Source organism: Bacillus sp. FSL R5-0439, assembly GCF_038008805.1.
Lineage (GTDB): Bacteria > Bacillota > Bacilli > Bacillales > Bacillaceae > Bacillus > Bacillus safensis.
The window spans coordinates 916,997-939,224 of sequence record NZ_JBBOZW010000001.1 but is presented as its reverse complement, the minus strand read 5'-3'; the positions used below and the strand labels follow the sequence as shown (position 1 = coordinate 939,224).

Sequence of the window (22,228 nt, the reverse complement as noted above, 5' to 3'; positions counted from 1 at the left end):
CCCTCCTTTTGCTCATAGGTTTTTCATCCAGCCGGCTTTTTATGCACACATCCTCTGTTTTTGTAAAATGAATTCATAATTCAGCTGGGTTTGGTCATCCTAAACATGATGAAGAATCATCACGACCAAATGGAGGGATTCGTTTGTTTAAAAAAAGAAAAGGTATGAGCACTGGCGCAATGATCGCAGTATCAACAGCTATCATTGCATTATTCTCCCCGGTATTACGAAGAAGGCTGAAAAGCATGACACAAATGAATATGTCTTCAATGATGAAAGGCGCAAACCATCAGCACCAAAACTCATCTCGCCATGAGTCCCACTCACATAAAGAATCAAAAGGAACAGGTGAAGTTGGACAAATGATCAAGCAAGCATTCACAGCTGTCCAGCCAAATCAAACAAACCAGCACCAATCACCAACAAGAACCCATCAGCCAAGAGAGTCTTATGCGCAATCTCTTCACATTGATGAAAATGTGATGAATGTGATGGATGATGAATCAATCCAGCAAGTCATCAATGACATCGAGCACAAATAATAAAACAGGAGCCTTCATAAAGAAAGGCTCCTGTTTATTCTCCAGAAAAATGTTCTTTGACCATGAGACAAAAGGAAGGTAAAAATGAGATTTCGATTGTTGTGAGGAAGTCGTCATGATGATCTAATATCAGCAAAAGCTCCTTTTCTTCCTTCCGATCTTTTTTTATCTCTACATGCTGCACTGTTTTAAAATCATATATGCCTAAAACGGATTCGGTCTTTTTTCGAACGACCTTTAAGGTAAATTCCCGCATAGCAAGCGACATGTCCACAACAAATCGCTCCTCCTGATTCTCGAACCGAAACGTCAAATCTTGATATTCAACCGGCATTTCTTTTTCAAATCCGGCATCTGGCATTTTTTCAAAAAAAGAAAGCCAGTCCGTTTGATCTGGAAAGCGTTTTCCTCGCATTTTCTTCAATTCCTCTTCATTAAAATTTTTATTAATTATCCTTTTTACCCTTTTCTTTTGCAACAAATTTTAGTAATTTTAAAAAGGTGATTCTATTTTGCTAAGAGACCTCTTTATTAATTTAACAATTCTTGTTACTTTCCATTATTTATTTATGCTTGTGTTTAAAGAGAATTTTCTAAAAAAAGAAGATACCTTGCTCAGACAAATATGCAAAGGCATGCTTTCTGGGTTACTCGGTGTCCTTTTAATGTTCTTCTCTATTAAAACAGGACCAGCGATCATCGATTTAAGACATATTCCCCTTATTTTAACGGCCTTTTATGGAGGCATCGCCCAAACAATGATTGCAGCCTTTGTTGTCGTCATTGGCCGATTATTAATTGAAGCCAACATCGCTTCTTCCATCAATATTTTTTCCATGATGTTTATCGCAGCCTCTTCTTTTTTGATTGCAGAGCGTCATATGAATCATGTTGTGAAAATGCTGTTATCCCTTACGATTGGTAATGTGATGGCCACAAGCCTGTTTATCATGGTCGTGCATGAGACATCATTTCAACTGCATTCTACTTATTGGATTTTCTCATATATTGCTGGATTGTTTAACTTTTATGTCATTGAGCATCAAACAAAAGCATATCAGCTGTTAAATTTGTATAAATTCCAAGCTCATTATGACTTTTTAACAGGTGTTTTAAATAAACGAAAGTTCGATGAGGTATTAAGTGATGCTTTTACTAAGAAGTTGAAGCAGCCTATCCATCAAATGTCCCTTATTTACCTAGACATCGATTACTTCAAAACCATTAATGATCAATATGGGCATCATGAGGGAGATATCGTTTTAAAAGAAATCGGTACAAGGCTGATTAAAAACACAAGAAGCTCTGATTATATTGGGCGGATTGGCGGTGAAGAATTCGCTGTCCTTCTTCCAAACTGTACAATTGAAAAAACATGGCAGATTGCAGAACGCTTACGAAAAAAAATAGCAGATCAGCCGATTTATTTAAAAAACGGTCTGTCCATTCATACTACGGTATCAATCGGATGTGCTTATTCTCATGGAACTAGTGCAGACATTAAGCAATTACCGATTATAGCTGATCAGGAGCTCTATAAAGCGAAGGAGTCCGGCCGAAATCAAGTGAGCTTTTCAGAGAGAAAAAAAGACCATTTGACATAGGCATTTTCCTCAATTTGTTAGCGCTAATTATTTTTAAAAAAGTTTTCGTATAACAGTTGTTTTTTCCCGCAAACACTGGTAAAGTAAAGGTAATTATTTTTGTTCGTATCATCTTTAAGAAGAAAGTTTTGTAAGAGTTTTCGTCTTTGAAGTTTGTGTAAGAGCAAGAATAGTGAATTTAAGCGTTAAGATCGCTTTAGGAGGAAATTTCATGTTAGAAGGTAAAGTAAAATGGTTCAACTCTGAAAAAGGTTTCGGATTCATCGAAGTAGAAGGTCAAGACGATGTATTCGTTCACTTCTCTGCTATCCAAGGCGAAGGCTTCAAAACTTTAGAAGAAGGTCAATCAGTTTCTTTCGAAATCGTTGAAGGTAACCGTGGACCACAAGCTGCTAACGTTAACAAAGCGTAATTTAAGAGCATCTGCTCTTTTAGCACTTTATAGAGTGAAGGAAAACCGCCCGGCTTCTGCCGGCGGTTTTTTTGTTGCATAAAAAAAAGAGAACCTGATGAGAGGTTCTCTTTTTTATTTATCCTTCTGCTTTAGCTTCTGCAAAGCAGAACGATACATATCATCATTCATTTTAGTTTCTGGTTCTTCTTCTTTGACAGGTGGTTCTGGCTGTTTAAACTTTTGAAGCGCCTGTCTATAGAAATCGTCGCCAGACGCAGCATCATCTGTTTGAGAAGGCTCTGACGCTTTTTTTTCAACTTCAGGCTCTACAGGTCTCGCCACAGCTTCTGGCTCGCTATGCGGCACGTCAGGCTGATTGGAGACATCTTCTTTGATCTCTTCCTTATCGGCCGATGCGTGTCTGACATTGAACGCTACTAATCCAATAATGACTAGAACAGCAGCTACTAACGCTACAATAATCGTCGCCAAAAGAACCCTCTCCTTATCGCTTAAATGATGCAGTGACTGATGCTACACGTCTTCCTAGTGCTTTTCCGAGTTCAATGCCTTCAGTCGAAATCAATTCATCAGAATCGATCGGACATGTCACACCAGCTCCATAGTAAGAGCCGTATAAAGCATTCTCAGGAACATTCCCAGGAAGGCCGACAACAAGCATTCCTTGGTGGAACATCGGGGTAATCAAATTATGCATTGTCATTTCTAAACCGCCGTGTGTTGTAGCAGTTGTACAGAAAACAGCACCGACTTTATCGATTAGTTTTCCTTCTGCCCATAAGTAGCCAAGACGGTCAATCCATGTCTTTAACCCAGAACTAATAGTACCAAAGTGACCAGGGCAGCCCCAAATGATCGCATCCATTTGATCGAGCTTGCGAATGTCTGCATCTTTCACGTGATCAATGAATACTTCAGCTTGCTCTGTTTCACCTGCGCCTGCTGCAATCGCTTCTGCAAGTGCTTTTGTATGGTCACCTTCACTATCGTATACAACATAAATTTTCATGTACGGTCCCTCCACACTTATCTTGCATCTTGGTTTGCTTCCTTAGGTGCTGGAAGCAATGATATTTCTTGTTTCTTATGCTGCTGTTCTTTTCGCTTTTTATCCTTACGAACATCTCGCAGGAACAAGCTGAGAATGACACCAGCCGCACAGAATAATGTCACCCACATGTAAGCATCATTGATACCCATCACGTTTGAATCGATCTGTGCTTTCGTAAAGAGCTGGGTGGATACATATTTTTGAGCAGCTTCTGCTGTCATGCCCATATGATGCATCACATTCGATACAGCCGCCTGGAATGAATTCATAAAGAGCGGGTCGGCTGTATTTGTTTGATCCGCCATATTGGAATAATGGAATGTCGTCCGATTCGTATAAATCGTTGTGATCAAACTCGTACCGATGGAACCGCTAATTTGTCTCAATGTATTAGACATCGCTGTACCATGGCTGTTTAAGTGCTGTGGTAATTGGTTCATCCCTGCTGTCATCACCGGCATCATAAGAAGTGACATACCAAATGCACGTACTGCATACATGAGCACAATGTGACTATAAGAAGTATCAATGGTCAGCTTTGTAAATTCATATGTCGTGACAACGGTAATGAGCATCCCTACAATCGCAAGCGGACGAGGTCCAAATTTATCAAACAAGATCCCTGAAATCGGGGACATAATGAGCATCGCAAGTGCCCCTGGAAGCATTAATAGCCCAGATTGCAATGCCGTAAACCCAACGAGGTTTTGCAGATAAATCGGAAGTAAGAACATCCCTGTATATAAGGCAACCGTAATAATGATGTTAATGACACTTGATAATGAGAAAATGCTGTATTTAAATACGCGGAAATCAAGCATCGGATTATCAACTTTCAACTGTTGGAAAATAAAGAGAATAATCGCAATCGCACCAATAATAATCGTAGATAAGACGATCGGATCTGTCCAACCATCACTTCCTGCTTCACTCACTCCGTAAAGAAGGGAAGCAAAACCAACGATTGAAAGAATCGCACCAAGACTGTCCAGCTTGATTTTTTTAGGCTCTACAATATTTTTAAACATAAAGAAAGCCGCGATAATGACAATCGCACCGATTGGTACAAGTCCGTAAAACATAATACGCCAAGAATAATGTTCAATAATGTAACCAGATAATGTTGGTCCTACTGCAGGAGCAAACATCATCGCAAGACCGAAAATCCCCATTCCTTTCCCTCTGTTTTCCGGAGGGAAAATAAAAAGGATTGTTGTCATGACGAGCGGCTGTAAGATACCGCCGCCGACAGCCTGAATCAAACGGCCGATGAGCATTGTTGAAAAGTTTGGCGCAATACCGCAAATAAATGTACCTAGTGTAAATGAGATCATGGCCACTAGGAATAAGCTGCGCTGTCCAAAACGTGTGATTAAAAACGCAGACAACGGAATCAGCACACCGTTGACAAGCATGTAGCCTGTTGTCAGCCACTGAATCGTCGTTGCACTCACATTAAATTCTGTCATTAAATGGGGCATAGCTACGTTCAAAAGCGTTTGGTTTAAAATCGCTACGAACAAACCGGCCATTAAAATGATCAGTAAAGACAAGGAGCCTGCTCCCTGTTTTGTCGCTGCAGGTTGATTTGCCATCTCAGACAACCTCCTTTCATTTTTTGATATCAATCATCATTAAGATGAAATTTTGACAGAAGCATTCATACCTGGAAGTACTTTGTCTGATGGATTTTTAATAGAAATTTTCACTGCTACTTTTTGCGTTACTTTTGTATAGTTACCACTTGAATTTGTTGCTGGCAGCATATTGAATGTTGAGTTTGTCGCATAACCAATTTGTTCAACAGTTCCTTCAAATGTTGTATCAGGATCTCCATCTACAACGATGTCGACTTTATCGCCTTTTTCAATGTTTTTAATATCTGTTTCTTTAATATTTGCTGTGATGTAAAGCTTGCTTAAATCGATTGTTTCACCAAGAACTGTACCAGGCTGCACTTGTTGGTTGTTTTGGATTTCTTTTTTGACTAATGTGCCATCAGCCACTGCTTTAATGTTTGTTTTTGTTTGTCCTTCAACTTTTGCAACTGTGCTGTCTTTTTCCACTTCGTCACCTTCGTTGATATCCCAGCCTTTGATTTGTCCAGCTGCTGGTGCTGTGATTTGATACATGTCACCTGTCACTTTAGCCTCATCTGTTTTGACAAAGTTTGTGCTTTCGTAGTAGTAATAAGCACCTCCGGCAATAATGGCAAGAATTACAATAAGGCCAATAATGTTCGTTAGCAATAAACGCCCTCTGTTCATGTTTTGTTTCTCCTTTCATGTATAAAAATATAGTGTCATCTGCTTTAGCAAACTTAGAATGCCCATCATCTGACAGAATATGAAACAAGCTCAATAATCTGTCCTTTTCCCTTGATCTACCCCCGCCCGAAACATGGTGTGCAGCCCATTTATATTTATTGTGCAATTATGAGCAAGGAGCAGAAAAAGAAGAAAAGACGATCGGCATCTTTTTTGAAAAACTTATATTTAACAAGATTAAATATTAATAAATGAAAATTGAAATGTCAAAGAGAAAGTTTTACTTTTTTTCTGGTGATCCCTTCCTTCTCCACACAAAAAACCCTTCAGCCCTTATGCTGAAAGGTTTTATCAAATGTGCTCGTTATGAATGAACTTCTTCCTGCTGAAAAAATTTTTTTAGTGCGAGAAAAACGTCTGATTTTTGCTTCAGAATATAATGCTTAAATTTCTCATCCTGAATATGCTTGTATGCTGACATTAACGTAGAATGCCGGTTGTATTGATTCACTTCACCATAGCAAAATAAATTGGCTTTTTTCATGATCTCAGAAACAAGTTTCACACACCGGGCGTTATCTGATGTCAAATTGTCACCATCAGAAAAATGAAAAGGATAAATATTATACCGCGACGGCGGGTATCGTTCGTCTATGAGCTCTAGTGCCTTTCGATAGACAGACGAGCAAATGGTCCCCCCGCTCTCACCCCGCGAGAAGAAATGTTCTTCGTCTACCACCTTCGCCTCTGTATGGTGAGCAATAAATTCAATATCGACTGTCTCATACTTTGTCCGTAAGAAACGTGTCATCCAAAAGAAAAAACTTCTCGCCATATATTTTTCCCAAAGACCCATACTTCCGCTCGTATCCATCATCGCCAAAACGACGGCTTTCGACTCTGGTTTGGTCACTTCATTCCACGTTTTATACTTGATATCCTCCGGGTAGATGGGATAAAAGGAAGGACTCCCTGTCATCGCATTTCGTTTAAATGCCGAGAGCATCGTTCGTTTTTTGTGGATATTTCCTGTTAACCCGGTTTTGCGAATATCGTTAAACTCAATTTGTTCGACAATGATGTCGTCAAGCTCCTTTTGCTTGAGGTTTGGCAGCTCCAGTTCACGAAACAGTGCTTCCTCGAGATCCATTAATGAGACTTCTGCTTCGTAATAATCCTCACCAGCTTGATCTCCAGCGCCCTGCCCCTTTCCTTGACCCTGCTTACTGTCTGAGCCGTCACGCGCAACAACATCGCCAACCTCGCTGTCTCCATCCCCTTGACCCACATGTTTATTTTTGTCGTAGTTATACCGAATTTTATATTCATCTAATGAACGAATCGGAATTTTCACAACATCTTTTCCGTTCGACATGATGATGCTTTCTTCTGTGACAAGATCCGGCAAATTGTTTTTAATCGCCTCTTTGACTTTTTTCTGATGACGCTGCTGGTCGTCATAGCCTTTTCGATGGAGGGACCAGTCTTCCTGAGACACAATAAACTGACTTTTTTCTTGCCGGGACATCCATCCCCCTCCTCACATTTTTGCACAATTCTTCCTTTATCCTATGCTGATCGTCATCCAAGTTGACGATCATTTCTAAAAAAGACATTACCGGTGCTGATGCGCCAATAATGCCTCCTTCATTTATTAACGATTCAGAAGACTGCCTACATATTTTAAAAGTTCATTTGCACTTGTTGAATTATAGCCATGCTCATCAATCAATCTAGCTACTACTTCGTTGACCTTCTTCAGCTGCTGTTCATCCGGTGTCTTCGTCGATGTCGTAATTTTCACCACATCTTTTAGATCGGCAAACAGCTTCTTCTGAATGGCCTCTCGCAATCTCTCATGCGAATTATAATCAAAGCGTTTTCCCTTTCTCGCATAAGCCGAAATACGAATCAGAATTTCTTCTCTAAATGCTTTTTTGGCGTTTTCAGAAATGCCGATCTGCTCCTCAATTGAACGCATGAGCTTTTCATCAGGATTCATTTCTTCACCTGTTAACGGATCACGCAGCTTGTTTTTATTGCAATAAGCCTCGACATTATCTAAGTAATTATCCATCAGCGTTTTCGCAGACTCCTCATAGGAATACACAAATGCCTTTTGCACTTCCTTCTTCGCAATATCATCATACTCTTTTCGCGCGACTGAGATGAAATTCAAATAACGCTCCCGGTCCTCGCTGGAGATAGATGGATGCTGATCAAGCCCTTCTTTTAAAGAGCGCAGGACATCCAGTGCATTGATCGATTCCATGTTCTTACGAATGATGGTAGATGAAATTCGGTTGATTACATAACGCGGGTCAATTCCGCTCATCCCTTCATCATGAAATTCCTTTTTCATCTCATCAATGTCGACTGACTGGAAGCCTTCGACACTTTCTCCGTCATACAGACGCATTTTTTTCACCAAATCAATATCAGAACGCTTCGGCTCTTTCAATCTCGTCAAAATGGAGAACATTGCTGCTACCTTCAGCGTATGCGGGGCAATATGCACATCTGAGACATCACTTTCTGAAATCATTTTATGATAAATGCGTTCTTCTTCTGTGACCTTTAAATTATAAGGAATTGGCATCACAATAATTCTTGAATGCAAAGCCTCATTCTTTTTATTTGAAATAAATGATCGGTACTCGGTTTCATTCGTATGGGCGACGATCAATTCATCTGCACTAATTAAGGCGAATCTTCCTGCCTTAAAATTTCCTTCCTGCGTTAATGACAAGAGGTGCCATAGAAATTTCTCGTCACACTTTAACATCTCCTGAAACTCCATCATCCCTCGGTTTGCTTTATTGAGTTCTCCATCAAAGCGGTACGCACGGGGATCTGACTCTGATCCAAATTCGGCAATGGTTGAAAAATCGATGCTTCCTGTTAAATCGGCAATGTCCTGAGATTTCGGATCAGACGGACTAAAGGTACCAATGCCGGTCCGTTTATCCTCTGAGAAAAAGATCCGCTCGACCCTTACATCCTCAATTCTGCCGCCATATTCCTCTTCCAGTCTCATCATGTTCAGAGGCGACAAATTCCCCTGCACACGAATCCCATATTCTCTATAGAAATCCTCCCGCAAATTTTGCGGAATAAGATGAAGCGGATCTTCATGCATAGGGCAGCCTTTGATCGCATAAACTGCGCCATGATCTGTCAGTGAATATTCTTCAAGTCCTCTTTTCAATCTAGTGACAAGCGTCGATTTCCCTCCGCTTACTGGTCCCATCAGTAATAAAATACGCTTCCTGACATCCAGCCGCTTTGCAGCAGGGTGAAAATATTCCTCCACTAATCTTTCGAGTGATTCCTCTAACCCAAACAGCTCCTGATCAAAAAATTTGTAGGTTCTGACCCCATTCTCCTCTTCAATCCCGCTATCTTTAATCATATGATAAACGCGAGAATGAGCAGATTGAGCGACAAGTGGATTTTCCTTAATAATGTCTAAATAATCGCTGAATGTGCCTTCCCATTTGAGACGCTGCTCTTCTTCTCTGTGCTGTTCGATTTTCTTTAAAATATCCATATGAACCTCCTCTTTCAAGATTGAAGCTAGAAATCAGATACTGTTTTACAATCTATGCGGAGGCGTCCTATTACATGCTTTCGTTCTTCAAAATGACGAATTGGCAAACTGAATTGACAACCATCCGCAAGACCCTTCATAATAAAGGAAAAATAGGAGAAAAATGATTTTCTTCTCCTGCTTTTCAAGGTGAACTTCACATCATATGAAACAGGCAGCGAACGGAACAAAGGGATAAGGGGGAGCTTATATGAGAACGGTCATTATGATGGGCGTCATCATTACGTTTTTAGTATCCATTTTCACTGCTGGCTACGAAGGCAAGCCTGGGAAATGAAAAAAAGGATGTTCCATTTGCGGAACATCCTTTTTTCATTTAGTTCGTTGTTTTCAGCACTTGCATATTCACTGTATTCCCTGACACCTGAACCTTCGTAAAGTCTTGGATATCCACCACAGGTGTGACGGCACGATTATCCAATGTGATGTCAGTAAAACGAGTAGAGAAGTTCGCCCGAATGTCTTTTCGATAAATATCGTCAGTTACTGCTACCGTCGACAGTAGTTTCCATTTGGTCACAGCGCCAATGTTTGAGTTTTGAATTTCTGTAATAATGCGGCCGGTATAGCCAACATTATTTGTGCCCCAGAACGTCGCTCTTGTATGCCCATTCAAATTTTTATAAATCGTCATTTGAACAGTACTTCCAGGTTTAAATCCCTTTGTATACGTAAAGTCATTTTTTCCTTCGATATATGTCTCTTGATTATTTGCTCCTACTTTCATCGTAGGTTTCCACACATTATAGGTTGGACTGTATTGAAGCCCAATATCCGCTTCCTTTGAACCTGTGAATCCAGAATAAATATAAGCTGTACCATTTGACACACTCATTGCGGGAGGGAGCTGAATTTTTGTGACCAATATGGATCCGTTACTATTGATATAAGTACGCCCGCCAATCCCTTTTGATAGCTGAGCTGCTTCTATCTCCTGCGTCTGAGAGAGTCCTGGAATACTGACTGGAATCGTCCCCATTAAAATTGCTGAGCTGATGGCACTAGTGATCAGTAGCTTTTTCATCTCATTACTCCTCCTAATGGATTCATCATTTTTTGAAAACGTCATCACAATCTATCATACTACCTATTTTTTAACATGTCAAAAAAAGTATAATTAAGTCATATTTTTCATCTGTCTGTATCTTATCTCACATAAAAAAGCCGAGATCAGTATCTCGGCTTTTATCATGATCTTATATGAGATCGCGATATTGCTGCTGGCGAAGTGCCTCATATACAAGAATGGCTGCCGTATTCGACAGATTCAGGGAACGAACATGCTCTGTCATCGGTAAACGAAGACAACGATCCATATTCTGTTCAATCAAATCTTTTGGCAATCCACTTGTCTCTCTGCCAAAGACGAAGAAATAGTCTTCATCCAGCTGAGAGTAATCAAATGTCGTATGCGGCTTTTGGCCAAATTTTGTGATATAGAAAAATTGCCCCTTCGGATGAGCCTCAAACAATTCATCAAGTGAATCATGATAGACCACATTGGCATATTTCCAATAATCGAGTCCTGCACGCTTCAGCATTTTGTCATCTGTCGAAAAACCAAGCGGACGAATCAGATGAAGGGTTGTATTTGTTGCTGCACATGTACGCGCAATATTTCCAGTATTAGCTGGAATTTCTGGTTGATATAAAACGACATGAAGTCCCAAAAAAGTTCACCTCTAATTTTCTTTTCCGCTCAACATTATACCACTAACTACCTTTCGCGGCATCGTCCAAAATGTGAAAAAACATATATCGAATAGCAGGTGTATAGGCGGTCGAATCCTCGTATGACCAATAACGCATGCGGCAGTCATACGTCTGTGCATTCACAAGAGGCATTCCACCTTTGTCATGATCAACAACAATGGTTGTATGATTATACCTTCCATCACCTTCAAAATCGTAGCAAATGACATCTCCAATTTGAAGCTCGCGTGGTTCTTTGAGTTTCTTTGCTCTCAAACCCGCTTTCGAATTCGCTAAATAATTTTTCATCGCATGAGCCACCGTCCAGCTATAGCTCCACGTATGCGGACGCACCCACCAGCCAGACCCGCGGTTCGGATATCCTCTTGTTGGCGCATTCCCTGCTTTCAAACATTGTGAAATAAAATTTGTACAGTTATCTTCAAAATTTTTATAGGCTGGATTCCGCTTATTCCAGTAAGTCTCCGCATACTGCACGGCTGCCCGCCGGTCATAGTGAAAAGCTCTACCGAATTGTTCTTCGGTCTGAAAGCGCTCATCCATAAGCTCTTCCCCTTGCCGCTCTTCTAGCATCATCCGATCTTTGACAAGCATGTCGTTATAAAGAAATGCTTCTCTTTTTTCCACCTGTTCCTCTAAATAAAAAGAATCGTCTACATCCTTGCAGACATATGTGAGATGAGCAAGGTACTGCACATGCTGAGCTCCATCATCTTGAATGGCTGAATCGAGAAGTTTTGTTTTTGCTTTCGCCTTCACAATTTCAACCTGTCTTCTAGCAAAAAGCTCTTTTTTCCGCTCTACTGCTTCCACATCAGACATAAGCTGCGGCTGCTTGATTGCACGGTCATTGATTAAATACGCCAGCCTGTCTTCTAAAGTTTTCTCTAATAATTGTTTCACACAGACACCACCAAACATTTTTTAAAATCTCTGTTTGGTTCATTCTATGTTCACAGGGATGTTATTTAGTATTTAAAGGTGTCTGCAGGAGCTCAATCCCTTTCACAATCTCCGCTTTCGCTTCTTCATCACTTTCTCGCTCAAGGGCCTTTTCCAGCTCTGGGAGCTGCTGATCACCGCCAATTTTCCCAATTGCCCAAGCAGCTGTTCCCCGAATGACCGGTCTTGGGTCCTTGTGCATCAGCTCAATTAACACTGGTAAGGCAGATGTATCTTTAAAATGAGCGAGTGCCAAAATTGCATTCCGCTGAATGGGCTTTTTCCCCCGCCATGAACCTGAAACATGACCGTATTTTTCCTTAAAATCACGATTGCTGATTGTCAGAAGCGGCTTTAACAGCGGCTTTGCAATTTCAGGATCCGGCTCCATTTCAGGATGCAGATGAAAATCTTTTCCTTTATTGATCGGGCAGACAGTTTGACACGTATCGCACCCGTACAATCGATTTCCTATTTTCGAACGAAATTCGTCAGGTAAAAACCCTTTTGTCTGCGTTAAAAATGAAATGCACCGCTGAGAATTCAGCTGTCCGGGATTCACAAGCGCACCTGTTGGACACGAATCCACACATTTATTGCATGTTCCGCACTGGTCTTCAATTTTCTCATCCGGTTCAAACGGGACATTTGTGATCATTTCAGCCAAATACACATAGGATCCAAACTCTGGCGTGATAATCATACAGTTCTTTGCACTAAAACCAATACCAGCACGTTCTGCTACAGCACGATCAGACAATTCTCCTGTGTCCACCATTGATTTTGTCCGTATATCGACATGCTTGCTCCGCAAAAATTCTTCGAGCATATCAAGCTTTTTTTTCAGCACGACATGATAATCTGTTCCCCATGAAGCCCGGCAAAAGATCCCCCTTCTCGCATCCTTTGTACTTCGTGGAGCATCTTTCATTTTGGAAGGGTACGCGAGCGCTATCGCAACAATTGATTTGGCCTTCGGAAGCAGCAAAGAAGGGTTTGTTCGTTTTTCAATATCAGGCTCTTCAAAACCTGACAAATACCCTAACGATTCATGTAAGATGAGGCGGTCCTTTAATGAATCAAATGTATTGGCACTTGCAAATCGAATTTTATCGACACCAATTTCTTTCGCATATTGAATCAATTCTTCTTTTAATTCTCCAACATGAATCACCTTGCAAACCTCCTTTCTTTGTTTCTTCTGTTGTTTTCAGTATAATACGAGTGTATCACGACCGATTGGAGTGAGTCACTGTGAAGATACATATGGAAATTTCTCATCCTCAAAACCCGTCTATCCATGTTGGGCAGATTGAATATTCGCATATTGAAGTTGGCACATCACCTCAAATGTTAAAAGGCCGCTTACGCCTGTTTCAAGAATCTTTATTTTTTGAATACGAAGATAAAGTATTAGAAGAAGTACCAGCCATCAAAGAATGGACGGATCTTTTAAAAGATGTTCCTTTCCTTTCACTTCTTGCTGATATCCAAAAGGAACAATTTATTGACTCGACCAATTCCGTACAGGATTTGTCGATATTTTTCTCACTAAAATATTTCTTACCCATCCTGACATTAGATGCCGATCACATCAAAGGACCGCTTTCACTGACAAAACATGAGGCTGGTCACATCGAATGGCAGGACGGTGCAGGACTGAATGGATTATTTTCTCAAGCAAGTACAGCACATATTTCTCCAGACACAAAGAACATTCTTCAAATCATCCTTTTCCCTCCATCTATTTCCCGGGAAAAGAGTGAAGCTCTTATTCAATCCTTGACGAAGATGTTTGTACAAATACATGGCGGAGAAAGCAAATATGAACTCATTGAAAAAGCACTGTAGCCTGACAGTGCTTTTTCACATTATACTGACATAATAAAAAACGCAACACTTCGTTTATCTATGAAACGAAATACTGCGTTATAAACAAAATTATGTATTGGAGCGGGTGATGAGAATCGAACTCACGACATCAGCTTGGAAGGCTGAGGTTTTACCACTAAACTACACCCGCATCAATTTTTTAAAAGCAACGTCATCGCGTTGACTTTTATTATGTTACAACTTTCTTAACAATTCGTCAAGAGAATATGAAGATTTTTCGTCAAAAAAATTCATATTCTCCGTATATATTACGATAGTTATTTATCTAACTGAATATAAAATAAGTACGCATGTGACTTATTCTTCAACGCTTCCTTTGGATTCTTCTCAATTACGTCAAGCATTGGTGCATTTCCTTCTTTCCCCATTGCTGCAGTATATGCAATTAGTGCCTTTCCCCCTGAAGCAACTTTGACAGATTCAGATTGTGCAGAAAAAACATAATCATTTACTTTGAACGGAAAGCTTGATGTCGCTTTCGTCATCCCATCATTCTTTTTATCTGACCAAATACTAAATTGTGATTCATATGTATCTTTCTCATGATGTAATTGAAGAAGTACATTCACCGTTTGGTCGGTTCCATTCTGGTGTAAAGTAAAGGTAGCAGATGATGCTTCCTTATTCACTAATCGGCCATTTTTGTAATGGCTCCCGATAAACGTAATACTCTTGTTCTTCTTCGTTAATCCTTTCAGTGTCAGAGCCACCTTTTCATTAGTCGTTGCTGCTTCTAGTAAGTTTTTTTCTTTTTTTGAGAGTTTCATTTGTTCGATGGTTACTTGGTTTTTAGTAGTAGGCTCTGTTTTTATTGTCGAAACCGTCTTTTCGGTTGTCGTCGTTTCTGCAGCCTTCTCGCCGCATCCTGCTAATAGAAAAACTGTGAATAAAAGAATGCTCCATTTTTTAAACATTGTGATCCCCTTTGATGTTTTTTTATTTCTTATTATACTAAAATTTGGTTTGTCATACAAAAAAAGATTAGGATAATTTTCCTAATCTTTCGCTCTTTTCTGCTTTATTGCTGATAGGCATGCCACAATGAGAAAACTCGCAGCAAAAATCACAATCATATAAATAAAAAAGTTTGGCTTGATCTGAAAAGTAAATGCGGACGAGCCTTCCATTTCAAAAGCGAGACTGTTAAATAATAAAGCATCATTCGTTTTTGATTGAAATAAATGATAGAACAGTACGCCGATTGTCAGCATCGGAAAGCCTAAGAACCCCAAAAAACCACCAACTATTGCGCCTTGTTTCATCGCCTGTACGTTCATGATCGTTGTCCTCCCATTCCCCCAAGCAATAGCTGCTTCATAATGGATTTACCATCCCCCATAAACGGAAGAAGATAGAGTAATTGGATAAAATACGAGATTGAAAAAATGAAAAAACCTGTTGAAACCGGATTTTCTTTTAGAAATAAAATGGTCACAATGATGCCTGCTGCGCCAATCACACCGGGAACGAGCGGTCCAAGCAGCGTAATCCATACCTGCTTTTTCTGAAACGGATCTAATACGGGTCTTACAAACTTCACTGACATCATGTCACTCGCAAAAAAGCCTTGAGGACCATCTCGCCCTGCAAATTTTCGATGCGCATAGCCATGTGCCGCCTCATGTAAGGCAGTTCCGGTAATTAACCCGAAATATATAATCGTAAAATAAATCGCAATGGCTGCAATCGATGGATCAGGAATGAATAAAAAAGCGAGCCCTGCCATGACCATAAAAAGCATCCAGAAAAAGATGATTTTACGCGTCACCATGAGCAAAGCCGTTCCAAAAATGTGAAGGAACGAGTGACCAGTACAATCAAATCGTTCCTTCATTTTGACTTGATACTGCTTGAAAAATTGACAGCAGGCTGTCACAATCCGATACGGTGAATGATAATGAATGGACAGCAAGTGATGCTGATTCAATCCCGTCATCAGCTGATAAAAGTCACGAGCAATCACCGACTCATCGACCTGAAATAAATCGGCGAGCTCTGATGTAATACTCGCTTCTGTCCTTTTACCGTCCACTTTCGTTAACATATGATAGGCACTTTCATTGATCGGGAGTGTGCTTCCATACTGCGTATCCGTAAGATGCCTCTTTTGTAAGGTCACATACGGCGCTAGTTCCGGTACCCGCTCAATCTTTAGCTTATTGTTAAGAAGTTGAATCATGTGAATACCTCCATGAAAAACCTTTGTATATGGCAAAGATGAGCAGACCCTCAAATGCAGCGACAAGCAGCCATTGAAGCGTTTGACTCGCTGCCCCTATGACATAGTTTCCAATAAAAACAATCGGAATCATGAGTAAAATAAGCGCTCCAAATGAAAATATGCCTGTGTAGGGATTGTTTCGATCAAGAGGAAGTAAAATACCTACTATATAAAAGAGCGCAGTGGCATTGCATAAGACAGCGGCACCAATCAACGCGTGCCAAATTTGATCAGGAAGCGTCAGCGTTGTCAGCATGAATAAAACAATTTGCAGTACACCAACAAGCAGAAGGCCGATAAACTTATACAAAGCCACTTCCCATGATCTCAGGCCAAATGTTTTATACATCCCCAGCATTCGTTTATCATTGCCAAACGAATTGAAGGCTGTTAATCCAGCAAGAGCACATAGAACAAAAAACGCTTCTTCTTCAAAGCGGAATCCAAATTGATAACGAACGAATAAGATCACAATGAGAAGAATAAGAAAGTTTAAAATGTTTTCTTCATTCCGTACCTGTGACTTCATTTCCTTCACAATAAGTGACCACTTTTTTGAAGAAGAAAATGGCAGCTTGTGTAAAAAGGTTAACGCTTTTTTCTCTGCCATAATCGGCATCATCGCAAGAGAAAGAAATGTGCCGCCTGCTGATAAAAGGATGAACAGAATCAAGATGGCATAATTCACCCCTTCAGGAGACATTCCTTGTGCCGCTAAGAAAAACGGTGCTGTAAAATACATCAAATGATAATCAAACTGTAGATATGATTGCTGAATTTGGCTAATATCAAAATGCGTCAATCCATACGCCACAACGAGTGCCAATAAAACAAATATCGCTGCAAATTTTTGCAACGGTAATTTTAATTTCAAAACGAGTAAATAAGTGATATTGTAAATAAACTGCAGGAGCATTAAGACAAAGAGCGACTGCAAAAGCACCATCAAAAAGAAAGTAAAGATAAAGAAAATACCTATTCCCTGGGCAATAAAATTAGGTAAAAGCAGAATACCGATAAAAAATAAAACAAGTCCTGTCACCACTGTCACCATCGGAATGAAGTATCCAAAACTTTTCTGAAAGGTAGAGAGCGGAAACCAGCTGAGCTGCATAGAAAACCGGTCTTGTTCAGGTGTTCTGACCTTGATCAAAACGAATAACAAACTTGTAAAAATAGAGGTATTGATTGCCATTGACACAACGAGTAATCCAAGTGACCGTTCATCTCCATTTAAAAAAGCCTTCATAAAGACACCTGTAAAGCTGTATCCGATAATGGCTCCCATTGTGACAGCAAACAAAAAGAATAAAACCACAATGATCCGCTTCGTTTGAGTATCAAAGAGCTTATACATTTCCTGCTGCCACATTTTAAGCATCATTTTAGAAATGATTAATGATTTCATCAAAATGTGCACCCCTATCACTTAACATTGAAGCTTTCAGAAACACCTGTTCCAGTGTGCTTGATTGATACTTCTCCTTTAAGGCTGAAACTGTTCCTTCATCCATTTTATTTCCCTTAGAAATAATGGCGATTTTTTGGCACAGCTCTTCCGCTGAAAGCATATCATGCGTTGAAAGCAAGATCGCACCATGGTGCTCGGCATACCGCTTCATCAGTTTCTTTGTGTTTATAACCGCTTCAATATCAAGTCCTCTAAAGGGCTCATCCATGATCACCAATTGACTATTAAGCATAAAGGCAGCAATCAGCTGTGTCTTTTTTTTCATCCCATGTGAATAGGTTTCGATCGGTCTTGATAAAGCCGAGTCCATATCAAACAGTTCAATTAGTTGATTTCTTCTGTGAATTGTTTTACATTCATACATAGAAGAAACAAACTCTAAATATTCAGCACCAGTCAATGCTTCAGGGAGCAGCAGGTCATCTGGAACATAGGCTACTTGTTTTTTAAAGGATGGTTCATCATTAGTGACGCCCTGCAAATGAATTTTTCCTTCTGTATGCTTAATGATGCCAAGTATACAGTTAATCATCGTTGTTTTACCCGAACCATTCGGTCCAGCAACAGCAACGATTTGATGAGGGTCGATCTTTAAATGAAAATCATTGACAGCAGTCACGTTATTTTTATACGTTTTGGTTAAATTCTCGATCGTAAACATATAACCTCCAAGTGTCTGCATATTCTTTAAAAACAGATCAGGCTAAACCGCCCGCCACAGACGGTTTAGCCCTGGTGTCTTATCTAAGAAGTAAAAAGATGAATCCTAAGTATAGCTACTTACATTCAATTTGGACTTTTAAGCCACTTTCCCACTGAACGGCTCCTGTAAAGCTACCCTTGCCGTTTGCGATACACCAAACTGCTGCTCCTAGAACAACTGTTGCTCCCAATCCAAGAAGGACAGCAACAAATACTAAGAACCAAGCTTGGTCCATAATAGCAGGTTCCATAGTGGAATAGTCAACTTGCGGCGCTGCATAAGTCATACTTTTCACCTCCCAGCTTATGATGATCGTATCATAGGCGTCACACGCCAAACATCTACAGAACATCCCATTTTTGACCGAACATACATTTGATTAAAATGTGACTTTTTATTCAATTATTCACCTTCATCTGTTTAAACCCTCTCTTATTTACTAGATTTTAACACCTCTTAAGAACCACAAAACCCATTTAATGTCATTTGCACCATCTTTTTTCTTCTCTTTTTCAAATAGTCCATATTTATCATCTATCATTTTTATTCTTTCTTTTTTGTGAGATAGAAAGAATTCCCCCGATATATCAGATATAAAAGTCCTGATTATATGTCGCAATAACATCAATTATGAAATATTTACTGATCATTCCGATAAAAGAGTGAGTATATTTTCCTTCTTCTCTTGACTCTGAAAATATGTATATACAAGAAAATCGATTGGGAAAAAAGCCCTTACCTTGTTCAGCAGTACACAACATATGACTCGCTCCTATTCTATGAAAAAAAGCAAAGCAGCCATCGCAGACTGCTTTGCTTTTTCATATTTATGAGGAACTAGCAGCAGAGGCTGCATCTGGAAAATGATTGTTCCCAATGATTTCACCAGCTGGCACAGAGAGTCCTGTATCCCCCGACCTCTTAAATGGAAGGAGCGGGAAAACAAGCTCTGCTAAATAATAAGCTTCTTCTAGGTGCGGGTAGCCAGAAAATATAAATGTATCAATGCCTAGAGACTTGTATTCTATGATACGATCTGCTACTGTTTGCGGATCTCCGACGAGTGCTGTTCCTGCACCGCCGCGTACTAAGCCAATGCCTGCCCAAAGATTTGGGCTAATTTCAAGTTTGTCTTTCCTCCCTTGATGCAATTCCACCATCCGTCTTTGACCTACTGAGTCCATCCCCTGTAAAACTTTTTGCGCCTCCTCAATTGTTTTCTGATCTAAATGACGAATCAGATGTTCCGCTGCCTGCCATGCCTCCTCTTCGGTATCTCGCACGATCACATGAAGACGAATGCCAAACTTCACCGTTCTTCCTTCCTTTTCAGCCTGTTTCTTCACTTGTTCAATTTTCTCTTTTACTTGTGCAGGCGGTTCGCCCCAAGTTAAATAGACATCTGTATGCTTGGCGGCCGCTTGAATTCCTGCTGATGATGATCCGCCAAAAAAGACTGGTGGATGGGGGGTTTGAGCTGGCGGGAATAGCAGCCGGCCATTTTCCGCTTGTAGATGTTTGCCATGAAATTGTACATTTTCTCCTTTCAATAACCGCTTCCAAATCGTCAAAAATTCTTCTGTTGCCTCATAGCGTTCATCATGAGAAATGAACAGTCCATCTCCTTCAAGCTCCTCTTTACTTCCCCCTGCTACCACATTAATCAGCAGCCTTCCACCTGAAAGACGATCTAATGTAGACGTCATTCTAGCAGCAACAGACGGCTGCATAAGCCCTGGTCTAAGAGCCACGAGAAACTTTAAATGAGTGGTTTCAGCAGCTAAAGCAGCTGCCGTCAGCCATGGATCTTCACATGATCTCCCAGTCGGCAGCAAGACCCCTGTATAACCAAGCTGATCAGCTGCTTGAGCAATCTGTTTAAAATATGGATAGTCTGCCTGTCTTGCCCCTTTTGCTGAACCTAAATAACGGCCGTCTCCATGTGTTGGAATAAACCATAAAATATTCATGACATCGCCCCCTGTTATTATTCACCTTGATAACTAGTGCGCCACTTGAGCAGACGCTTTTCTAACAGACGTACAAATGAATCTGTCAGCTTACCTACTACTGCAAAGATGATAATTCCGACAAACACTTTATCCGTTTGAGAGAACTGCCTTGCATCCATAATCATATAGCCGACGCCGCTGCTTGAACCCATTAACTCAGCTACCACTAAACCTAGCCAAGCAATTCCTAATGACAGCCTCACGCCCAGAAGAATATGCGGAAGAGCAGCCGGTAAAATCAGCTTTGTGATGCTTTGATACAGATTAAACTCTAAGGCGCGGGCCACATCAAACAGCTTATTATCTACACTGCGAATACCAAGAAAAGTATTAATATATATCGGAAAAAAAGCCCCAAGTGCAATCAATAAAATTTTCGCCGTTTCATCAAAGCCAAACCAGAGGATGAATAAAGGTGTGACCGCTAAATGGGGAACGGTTCTCAGCATTTGCAAGGTCGGATCTACATACTGCTCTGTTTTTTTAGAAAACCCTACGCATACGCCCAGCATAAGACCTAAGCCTCCCCCAAGTAAAAATCCACATATTGCTCGATAAAGACTGATGTAAAGATGGCCAAACAGCTCACCAGAACGTATCAACTCTCGAAAGGATTCAGCAATCAAAACGGGCGAAGGCAATACAGTGGAAGAAACAATTTGAGAACCAGCTATAATCTGCCAAACCGCAATAAGTAGAACAGGTAATACCAGTCCCTTTAACTTATATAAAGAAGAAGCTTTTCTCCTTTTTCTCTTTGACCGCTCAATTTTAGATGCTAAAGCCGGGTTCGAAATAGCTTTCATTCATCCATCTCCTCTTTCAGCATTTTTTCAATAAACGAATTATCTACAACCTGATTGACATCAATTTTCCGCTGGATCGCCTTTGTTTTATATTGAAAATCAGCGGTATGCTGCTGAGCATTGATGATCTTCTTCGAAATGGGCTTATTGAGTGGTTCCGTATTGTTTAATACTTGTGTGACGATCTTCTTATCTAAATTTTTTAAACGCGCATATAGAGTAACAGCCTCTTCTGGATGTGATTTCTGCCACTTCACCGCATGGTCATATACCTTTAAAAATTTCACCACTAGTTCAGGATGCTGATCAGCAAACTGAGTGCGAACAAGTGTGAAACCTGGAGAATATAAATCAGTCGCTTCCCCATTCACCAGCAGCTTTGCTCCTTTCTTGATCGTTTCAAGTGATAAGAACGGCTCCCAGATCGACCAAGCATCAACGGACCCATTTTCAAATGCTGATATCGCTTCATCTGGCTGTAGCTGAATGATCTGAACATCCTTCGCAGATAAACCTGCCTGATCTAATACTTTGTATAAAAAATCAAAGCCACTGCTCCCTTTAGCGACAGCAATTTTTTTCCCTTTTAAGTCTTCTACTTTTTGAATCTTACTGTTCTTATTCACTAAAATACCGTTCGCTTTCAGCCCATCCTGAGATAAACCAATTTCCTTAAAATTAATACCTGCTGCCTGACCTGCTATGACAGGTGAGTTTCCAACTTGCGAGAAATCTAATTGATTTGCAGCAAGGCCTTCAAATTGGGGAGGACCACTTTGAAACTCCACCCACTTTACCTTCACTCCTTCTTTTTCAAATGATTGTTCAAACCACCCTTTTTCCTTTGCTAAAAGCAGCGGGCTCAAACTTTGCTGAATCCCAATCCGAATTTCTTTCACCTTGTTTTCTGAGCCGTCTGCTGCTTGACCACACCCTGCTAAAACAAGGAGAAGACTCAAAAAAATCACGATCATTTGT

24 protein-coding genes and 1 tRNA gene are annotated in these 22,228 nt (G+C 40.3%); 4 read left to right on the top strand and 21 right to left on the bottom strand.

The features are described from left to right. Window positions 1-143: 143 nt before the first annotated feature. On the top strand, window positions 144-542 hold the full coding sequence (locus NST59_RS04680; RefSeq protein ID WP_059375344.1) for a hypothetical protein: 399 nt from the start codon (window positions 144-146) through the stop codon (window positions 540-542). A 34-nt stretch (window positions 543-576) separates the two neighbouring features. On the opposite strand, the gene NST59_RS04675 is transcribed toward NST59_RS04680, so the two are convergent. Beyond that, complete coding sequence (locus tag NST59_RS04675; RefSeq protein WP_268502440.1) at window positions 577-957, bottom strand: hypothetical protein; 381 nt, start codon at window positions 955-957, stop codon at window positions 577-579. Between the two features lie 97 nt (window positions 958-1,054). Here NST59_RS04675 and NST59_RS04670 point away from each other — a divergent pair, with 97 nt between their 5' ends. Further along, entirely contained in the window at window positions 1,055-2,146 is a 1,092-nt protein-coding gene (locus tag NST59_RS04670; RefSeq protein WP_341040275.1) for a diguanylate cyclase, read from the top strand. A 211-nt stretch (window positions 2,147-2,357) separates the two neighbouring features. Beyond that, a complete protein-coding gene (cspB, locus tag NST59_RS04665; protein ID WP_008349061.1) occupies window positions 2,358-2,558 on the top strand; it encodes a cold shock-like protein CspB in 201 nt (66 codons plus the stop codon). 114 nt (window positions 2,559-2,672) lie between these two features. Here the strand turns inward: cspB and NST59_RS04660 are convergent, their stop codons facing one another. The 10 genes from NST59_RS04660 to queG all read right to left on the bottom strand — a co-directional run bounded on the left by NST59_RS04660 (window position 2,673) and on the right by queG (window position 13,315). Beyond that, a complete protein-coding gene (locus tag NST59_RS04660; protein ID WP_039177402.1) occupies window positions 2,673-3,032 on the bottom strand; it encodes a hypothetical protein in 360 nt (119 codons plus the stop codon). Between the two features lie 13 nt (window positions 3,033-3,045). Next, complete coding sequence (locus NST59_RS04655) at window positions 3,046-3,570, bottom strand: NAD(P)H-dependent oxidoreductase (RefSeq protein ID WP_024425322.1); 525 nt, start codon at window positions 3,568-3,570, stop codon at window positions 3,046-3,048. 17 nt (window positions 3,571-3,587) lie between these two features. Beyond that, on the bottom strand, window positions 3,588-5,207 hold the full coding sequence (locus NST59_RS04650; RefSeq protein WP_039177398.1) for a DHA2 family efflux MFS transporter permease subunit: 1,620 nt from the start codon (window positions 5,205-5,207) through the stop codon (window positions 3,588-3,590). 39 nt (window positions 5,208-5,246) lie between these two features. Further along, window positions 5,247-5,879, bottom strand: coding sequence for an HlyD family efflux transporter periplasmic adaptor subunit (locus NST59_RS04645; protein WP_039177397.1), 633 nt, complete (start codon window positions 5,877-5,879; stop codon window positions 5,247-5,249). Between the two features lie 364 nt (window positions 5,880-6,243). After that, window positions 6,244-7,407, bottom strand: a complete 1,164-nt coding sequence (gene yhbH, locus NST59_RS04640; protein ID WP_034282299.1) for a sporulation protein YhbH — start codon at window positions 7,405-7,407, stop codon at window positions 6,244-6,246. A gap of 126 nt (window positions 7,408-7,533) precedes the next feature. Continuing rightward, complete coding sequence (locus NST59_RS04635) at window positions 7,534-9,429, bottom strand: PrkA family serine protein kinase (protein WP_024425326.1); 1,896 nt, start codon at window positions 9,427-9,429, stop codon at window positions 7,534-7,536. A gap of 376 nt (window positions 9,430-9,805) precedes the next feature. After that, the gene (locus NST59_RS04630; RefSeq protein ID WP_064498231.1) at window positions 9,806-10,513 is read right to left on the bottom strand and encodes a YrpD family protein; all 708 of its coding nucleotides are present in this window, start codon (window positions 10,511-10,513) and stop codon (window positions 9,806-9,808) included. Window positions 10,514-10,685: 172 nt separating this feature from the next. Continuing rightward, window positions 10,686-11,159 carry a tRNA (uridine(34)/cytosine(34)/5-carboxymethylaminomethyluridine(34)-2'-O)-methyltransferase TrmL gene (trmL, locus tag NST59_RS04625; RefSeq protein ID WP_034282301.1) on the bottom strand — a complete coding sequence of 158 codons (474 nt, stop codon included), beginning with the start codon at window positions 11,157-11,159 and terminating at the stop codon, window positions 10,686-10,688. A 43-nt stretch (window positions 11,160-11,202) separates the two neighbouring features. Then, window positions 11,203-12,105 carry an amidase domain-containing protein gene (locus NST59_RS04620; protein WP_099663079.1) on the bottom strand — a complete coding sequence of 301 codons (903 nt, stop codon included), beginning with the start codon at window positions 12,103-12,105 and terminating at the stop codon, window positions 11,203-11,205. 61 nt (window positions 12,106-12,166) lie between these two features. After that, a complete protein-coding gene (gene queG, locus NST59_RS04615) occupies window positions 12,167-13,315 on the bottom strand; it encodes a tRNA epoxyqueuosine(34) reductase QueG (protein ID WP_144490926.1) in 1,149 nt (382 codons plus the stop codon). Between the two features lie 83 nt (window positions 13,316-13,398). Here queG and NST59_RS04610 point away from each other — a divergent pair, with 83 nt between their 5' ends. Beyond that, a complete protein-coding gene (locus NST59_RS04610; protein ID WP_247544393.1) occupies window positions 13,399-13,995 on the top strand; it encodes a hypothetical protein in 597 nt (198 codons plus the stop codon). Between the two features lie 98 nt (window positions 13,996-14,093). On the opposite strand, the gene NST59_RS04605 is transcribed toward NST59_RS04610, so the two are convergent. The 10 genes from NST59_RS04605 to NST59_RS04560 form a co-directional block, all read right to left on the bottom strand. After that, window positions 14,094-14,167, bottom strand: a tRNA-Gly gene (locus NST59_RS04605). Window positions 14,168-14,294: 127 nt separating this feature from the next. Beyond that, window positions 14,295-14,951 (bottom strand): hypothetical protein, encoded by a 657-nt coding sequence (locus tag NST59_RS04600; protein WP_064498230.1) that lies wholly within the window; start codon window positions 14,949-14,951, stop codon window positions 14,295-14,297. 81 nt (window positions 14,952-15,032) lie between these two features. Beyond that, entirely contained in the window at window positions 15,033-15,314 is a 282-nt protein-coding gene (locus tag NST59_RS04595) for a hypothetical protein (RefSeq protein WP_039177382.1), read from the bottom strand. Next, a complete protein-coding gene (locus NST59_RS04590) occupies window positions 15,311-16,216 on the bottom strand; it encodes a PqqD family protein (protein WP_341040268.1) in 906 nt (301 codons plus the stop codon). Before NST59_RS04590 ends, NST59_RS04595 begins: the two co-directional genes overlap by 4 nt. Continuing rightward, window positions 16,200-17,666, bottom strand: a complete 1,467-nt coding sequence (locus tag NST59_RS04585; protein WP_126682082.1) for a hypothetical protein — start codon at window positions 17,664-17,666, stop codon at window positions 16,200-16,202. The genes NST59_RS04590 and NST59_RS04585 overlap by 17 nt, the downstream gene beginning before the upstream one ends. Then, complete coding sequence (locus NST59_RS04580) at window positions 17,644-18,390, bottom strand: ABC transporter ATP-binding protein (protein WP_039177374.1); 747 nt, start codon at window positions 18,388-18,390, stop codon at window positions 17,644-17,646. The genes NST59_RS04585 and NST59_RS04580 overlap by 23 nt, the downstream gene beginning before the upstream one ends. 115 nt (window positions 18,391-18,505) lie before the next feature. Continuing rightward, on the bottom strand, window positions 18,506-18,718 hold the full coding sequence (locus NST59_RS04575) for a hypothetical protein (protein WP_012009371.1): 213 nt from the start codon (window positions 18,716-18,718) through the stop codon (window positions 18,506-18,508). A 541-nt stretch (window positions 18,719-19,259) separates the two neighbouring features. After that, a complete protein-coding gene (gene ssuD, locus NST59_RS04570) occupies window positions 19,260-20,402 on the bottom strand; it encodes an FMNH2-dependent alkanesulfonate monooxygenase (RefSeq protein WP_144490852.1) in 1,143 nt (380 codons plus the stop codon). 17 nt (window positions 20,403-20,419) lie between these two features. Continuing rightward, window positions 20,420-21,250, bottom strand: coding sequence for an ABC transporter permease (locus tag NST59_RS04565; protein ID WP_039177367.1), 831 nt, complete (start codon window positions 21,248-21,250; stop codon window positions 20,420-20,422). Further along, on the bottom strand, window positions 21,247-22,224 hold the full coding sequence (locus NST59_RS04560) for an aliphatic sulfonate ABC transporter substrate-binding protein (protein WP_376765046.1): 978 nt from the start codon (window positions 22,222-22,224) through the stop codon (window positions 21,247-21,249). Before NST59_RS04560 ends, NST59_RS04565 begins: the two co-directional genes overlap by 4 nt. Between the last annotated feature and the right edge of the window lie 4 nt (window positions 22,225-22,228).

Bases quoted from the DNA above. Each gene is read 5' to 3' on its own strand.
- NST59_RS04565 (WP_039177367.1), bottom strand. From the start codon at position 21,250: ATGAAAGCTATTTCGAACCCGGCTTTAGCATCTAAAATTGAGCGGTCA.
- NST59_RS04575 (WP_012009371.1), bottom strand. From the start codon at position 18,718: ATGACTTATGCAGCGCCGCAAGTTGACTATTCCACTATGGAACCTGCT.
- NST59_RS04600 (WP_064498230.1), bottom strand. From the start codon at position 14,951: ATGTTTAAAAAATGGAGCATTCTTTTATTCACAGTTTTTCTATTAGCA.
- NST59_RS04590 (WP_341040268.1), bottom strand. From the start codon at position 16,216: ATGATTCAACTTCTTAACAATAAGCTAAAGATTGAGCGGGTACCGGAA.
- NST59_RS04560 (WP_376765046.1), bottom strand. From the start codon at position 22,224: ATGATCGTGATTTTTTTGAGTCTTCTCCTTGTTTTAGCAGGGTGTGGT.
- NST59_RS04580 (WP_039177374.1), bottom strand. From the start codon at position 18,390: ATGTTTACGATCGAGAATTTAACCAAAACGTATAAAAATAACGTGACT.
- ssuD (WP_144490852.1), bottom strand. From the start codon at position 20,402: ATGAATATTTTATGGTTTATTCCAACACATGGAGACGGCCGTTATTTA.
- NST59_RS04655 (WP_024425322.1), bottom strand. From the start codon at position 3,570: ATGAAAATTTATGTTGTATACGATAGTGAAGGTGACCATACAAAAGCA.
- NST59_RS04645 (WP_039177397.1), bottom strand. From the start codon at position 5,879: ATGAACAGAGGGCGTTTATTGCTAACGAACATTATTGGCCTTATTGTA.
- NST59_RS04675 (WP_268502440.1), bottom strand. From the start codon at position 957: ATGCGAGGAAAACGCTTTCCAGATCAAACGGACTGGCTTTCTTTTTTT.
- NST59_RS04595 (WP_039177382.1), bottom strand. From the start codon at position 15,314: ATGAACGTACAGGCGATGAAACAAGGCGCAATAGTTGGTGGTTTTTTG.
- NST59_RS04650 (WP_039177398.1), bottom strand. From the start codon at position 5,207: ATGGCAAATCAACCTGCAGCGACAAAACAGGGAGCAGGCTCCTTGTCT.
- NST59_RS04635 (WP_024425326.1), bottom strand. From the start codon at position 9,429: ATGGATATTTTAAAGAAAATCGAACAGCACAGAGAAGAAGAGCAGCGT.
- NST59_RS04630 (WP_064498231.1), bottom strand. From the start codon at position 10,513: ATGAAAAAGCTACTGATCACTAGTGCCATCAGCTCAGCAATTTTAATG.
- cspB (WP_008349061.1), top strand. From the start codon at position 2,358: ATGTTAGAAGGTAAAGTAAAATGGTTCAACTCTGAAAAAGGTTTCGGA.
- yhbH (WP_034282299.1), bottom strand. From the start codon at position 7,407: ATGTCCCGGCAAGAAAAAAGTCAGTTTATTGTGTCTCAGGAAGACTGG.
- NST59_RS04585 (WP_126682082.1), bottom strand. From the start codon at position 17,666: ATGAAATCATTAATCATTTCTAAAATGATGCTTAAAATGTGGCAGCAG.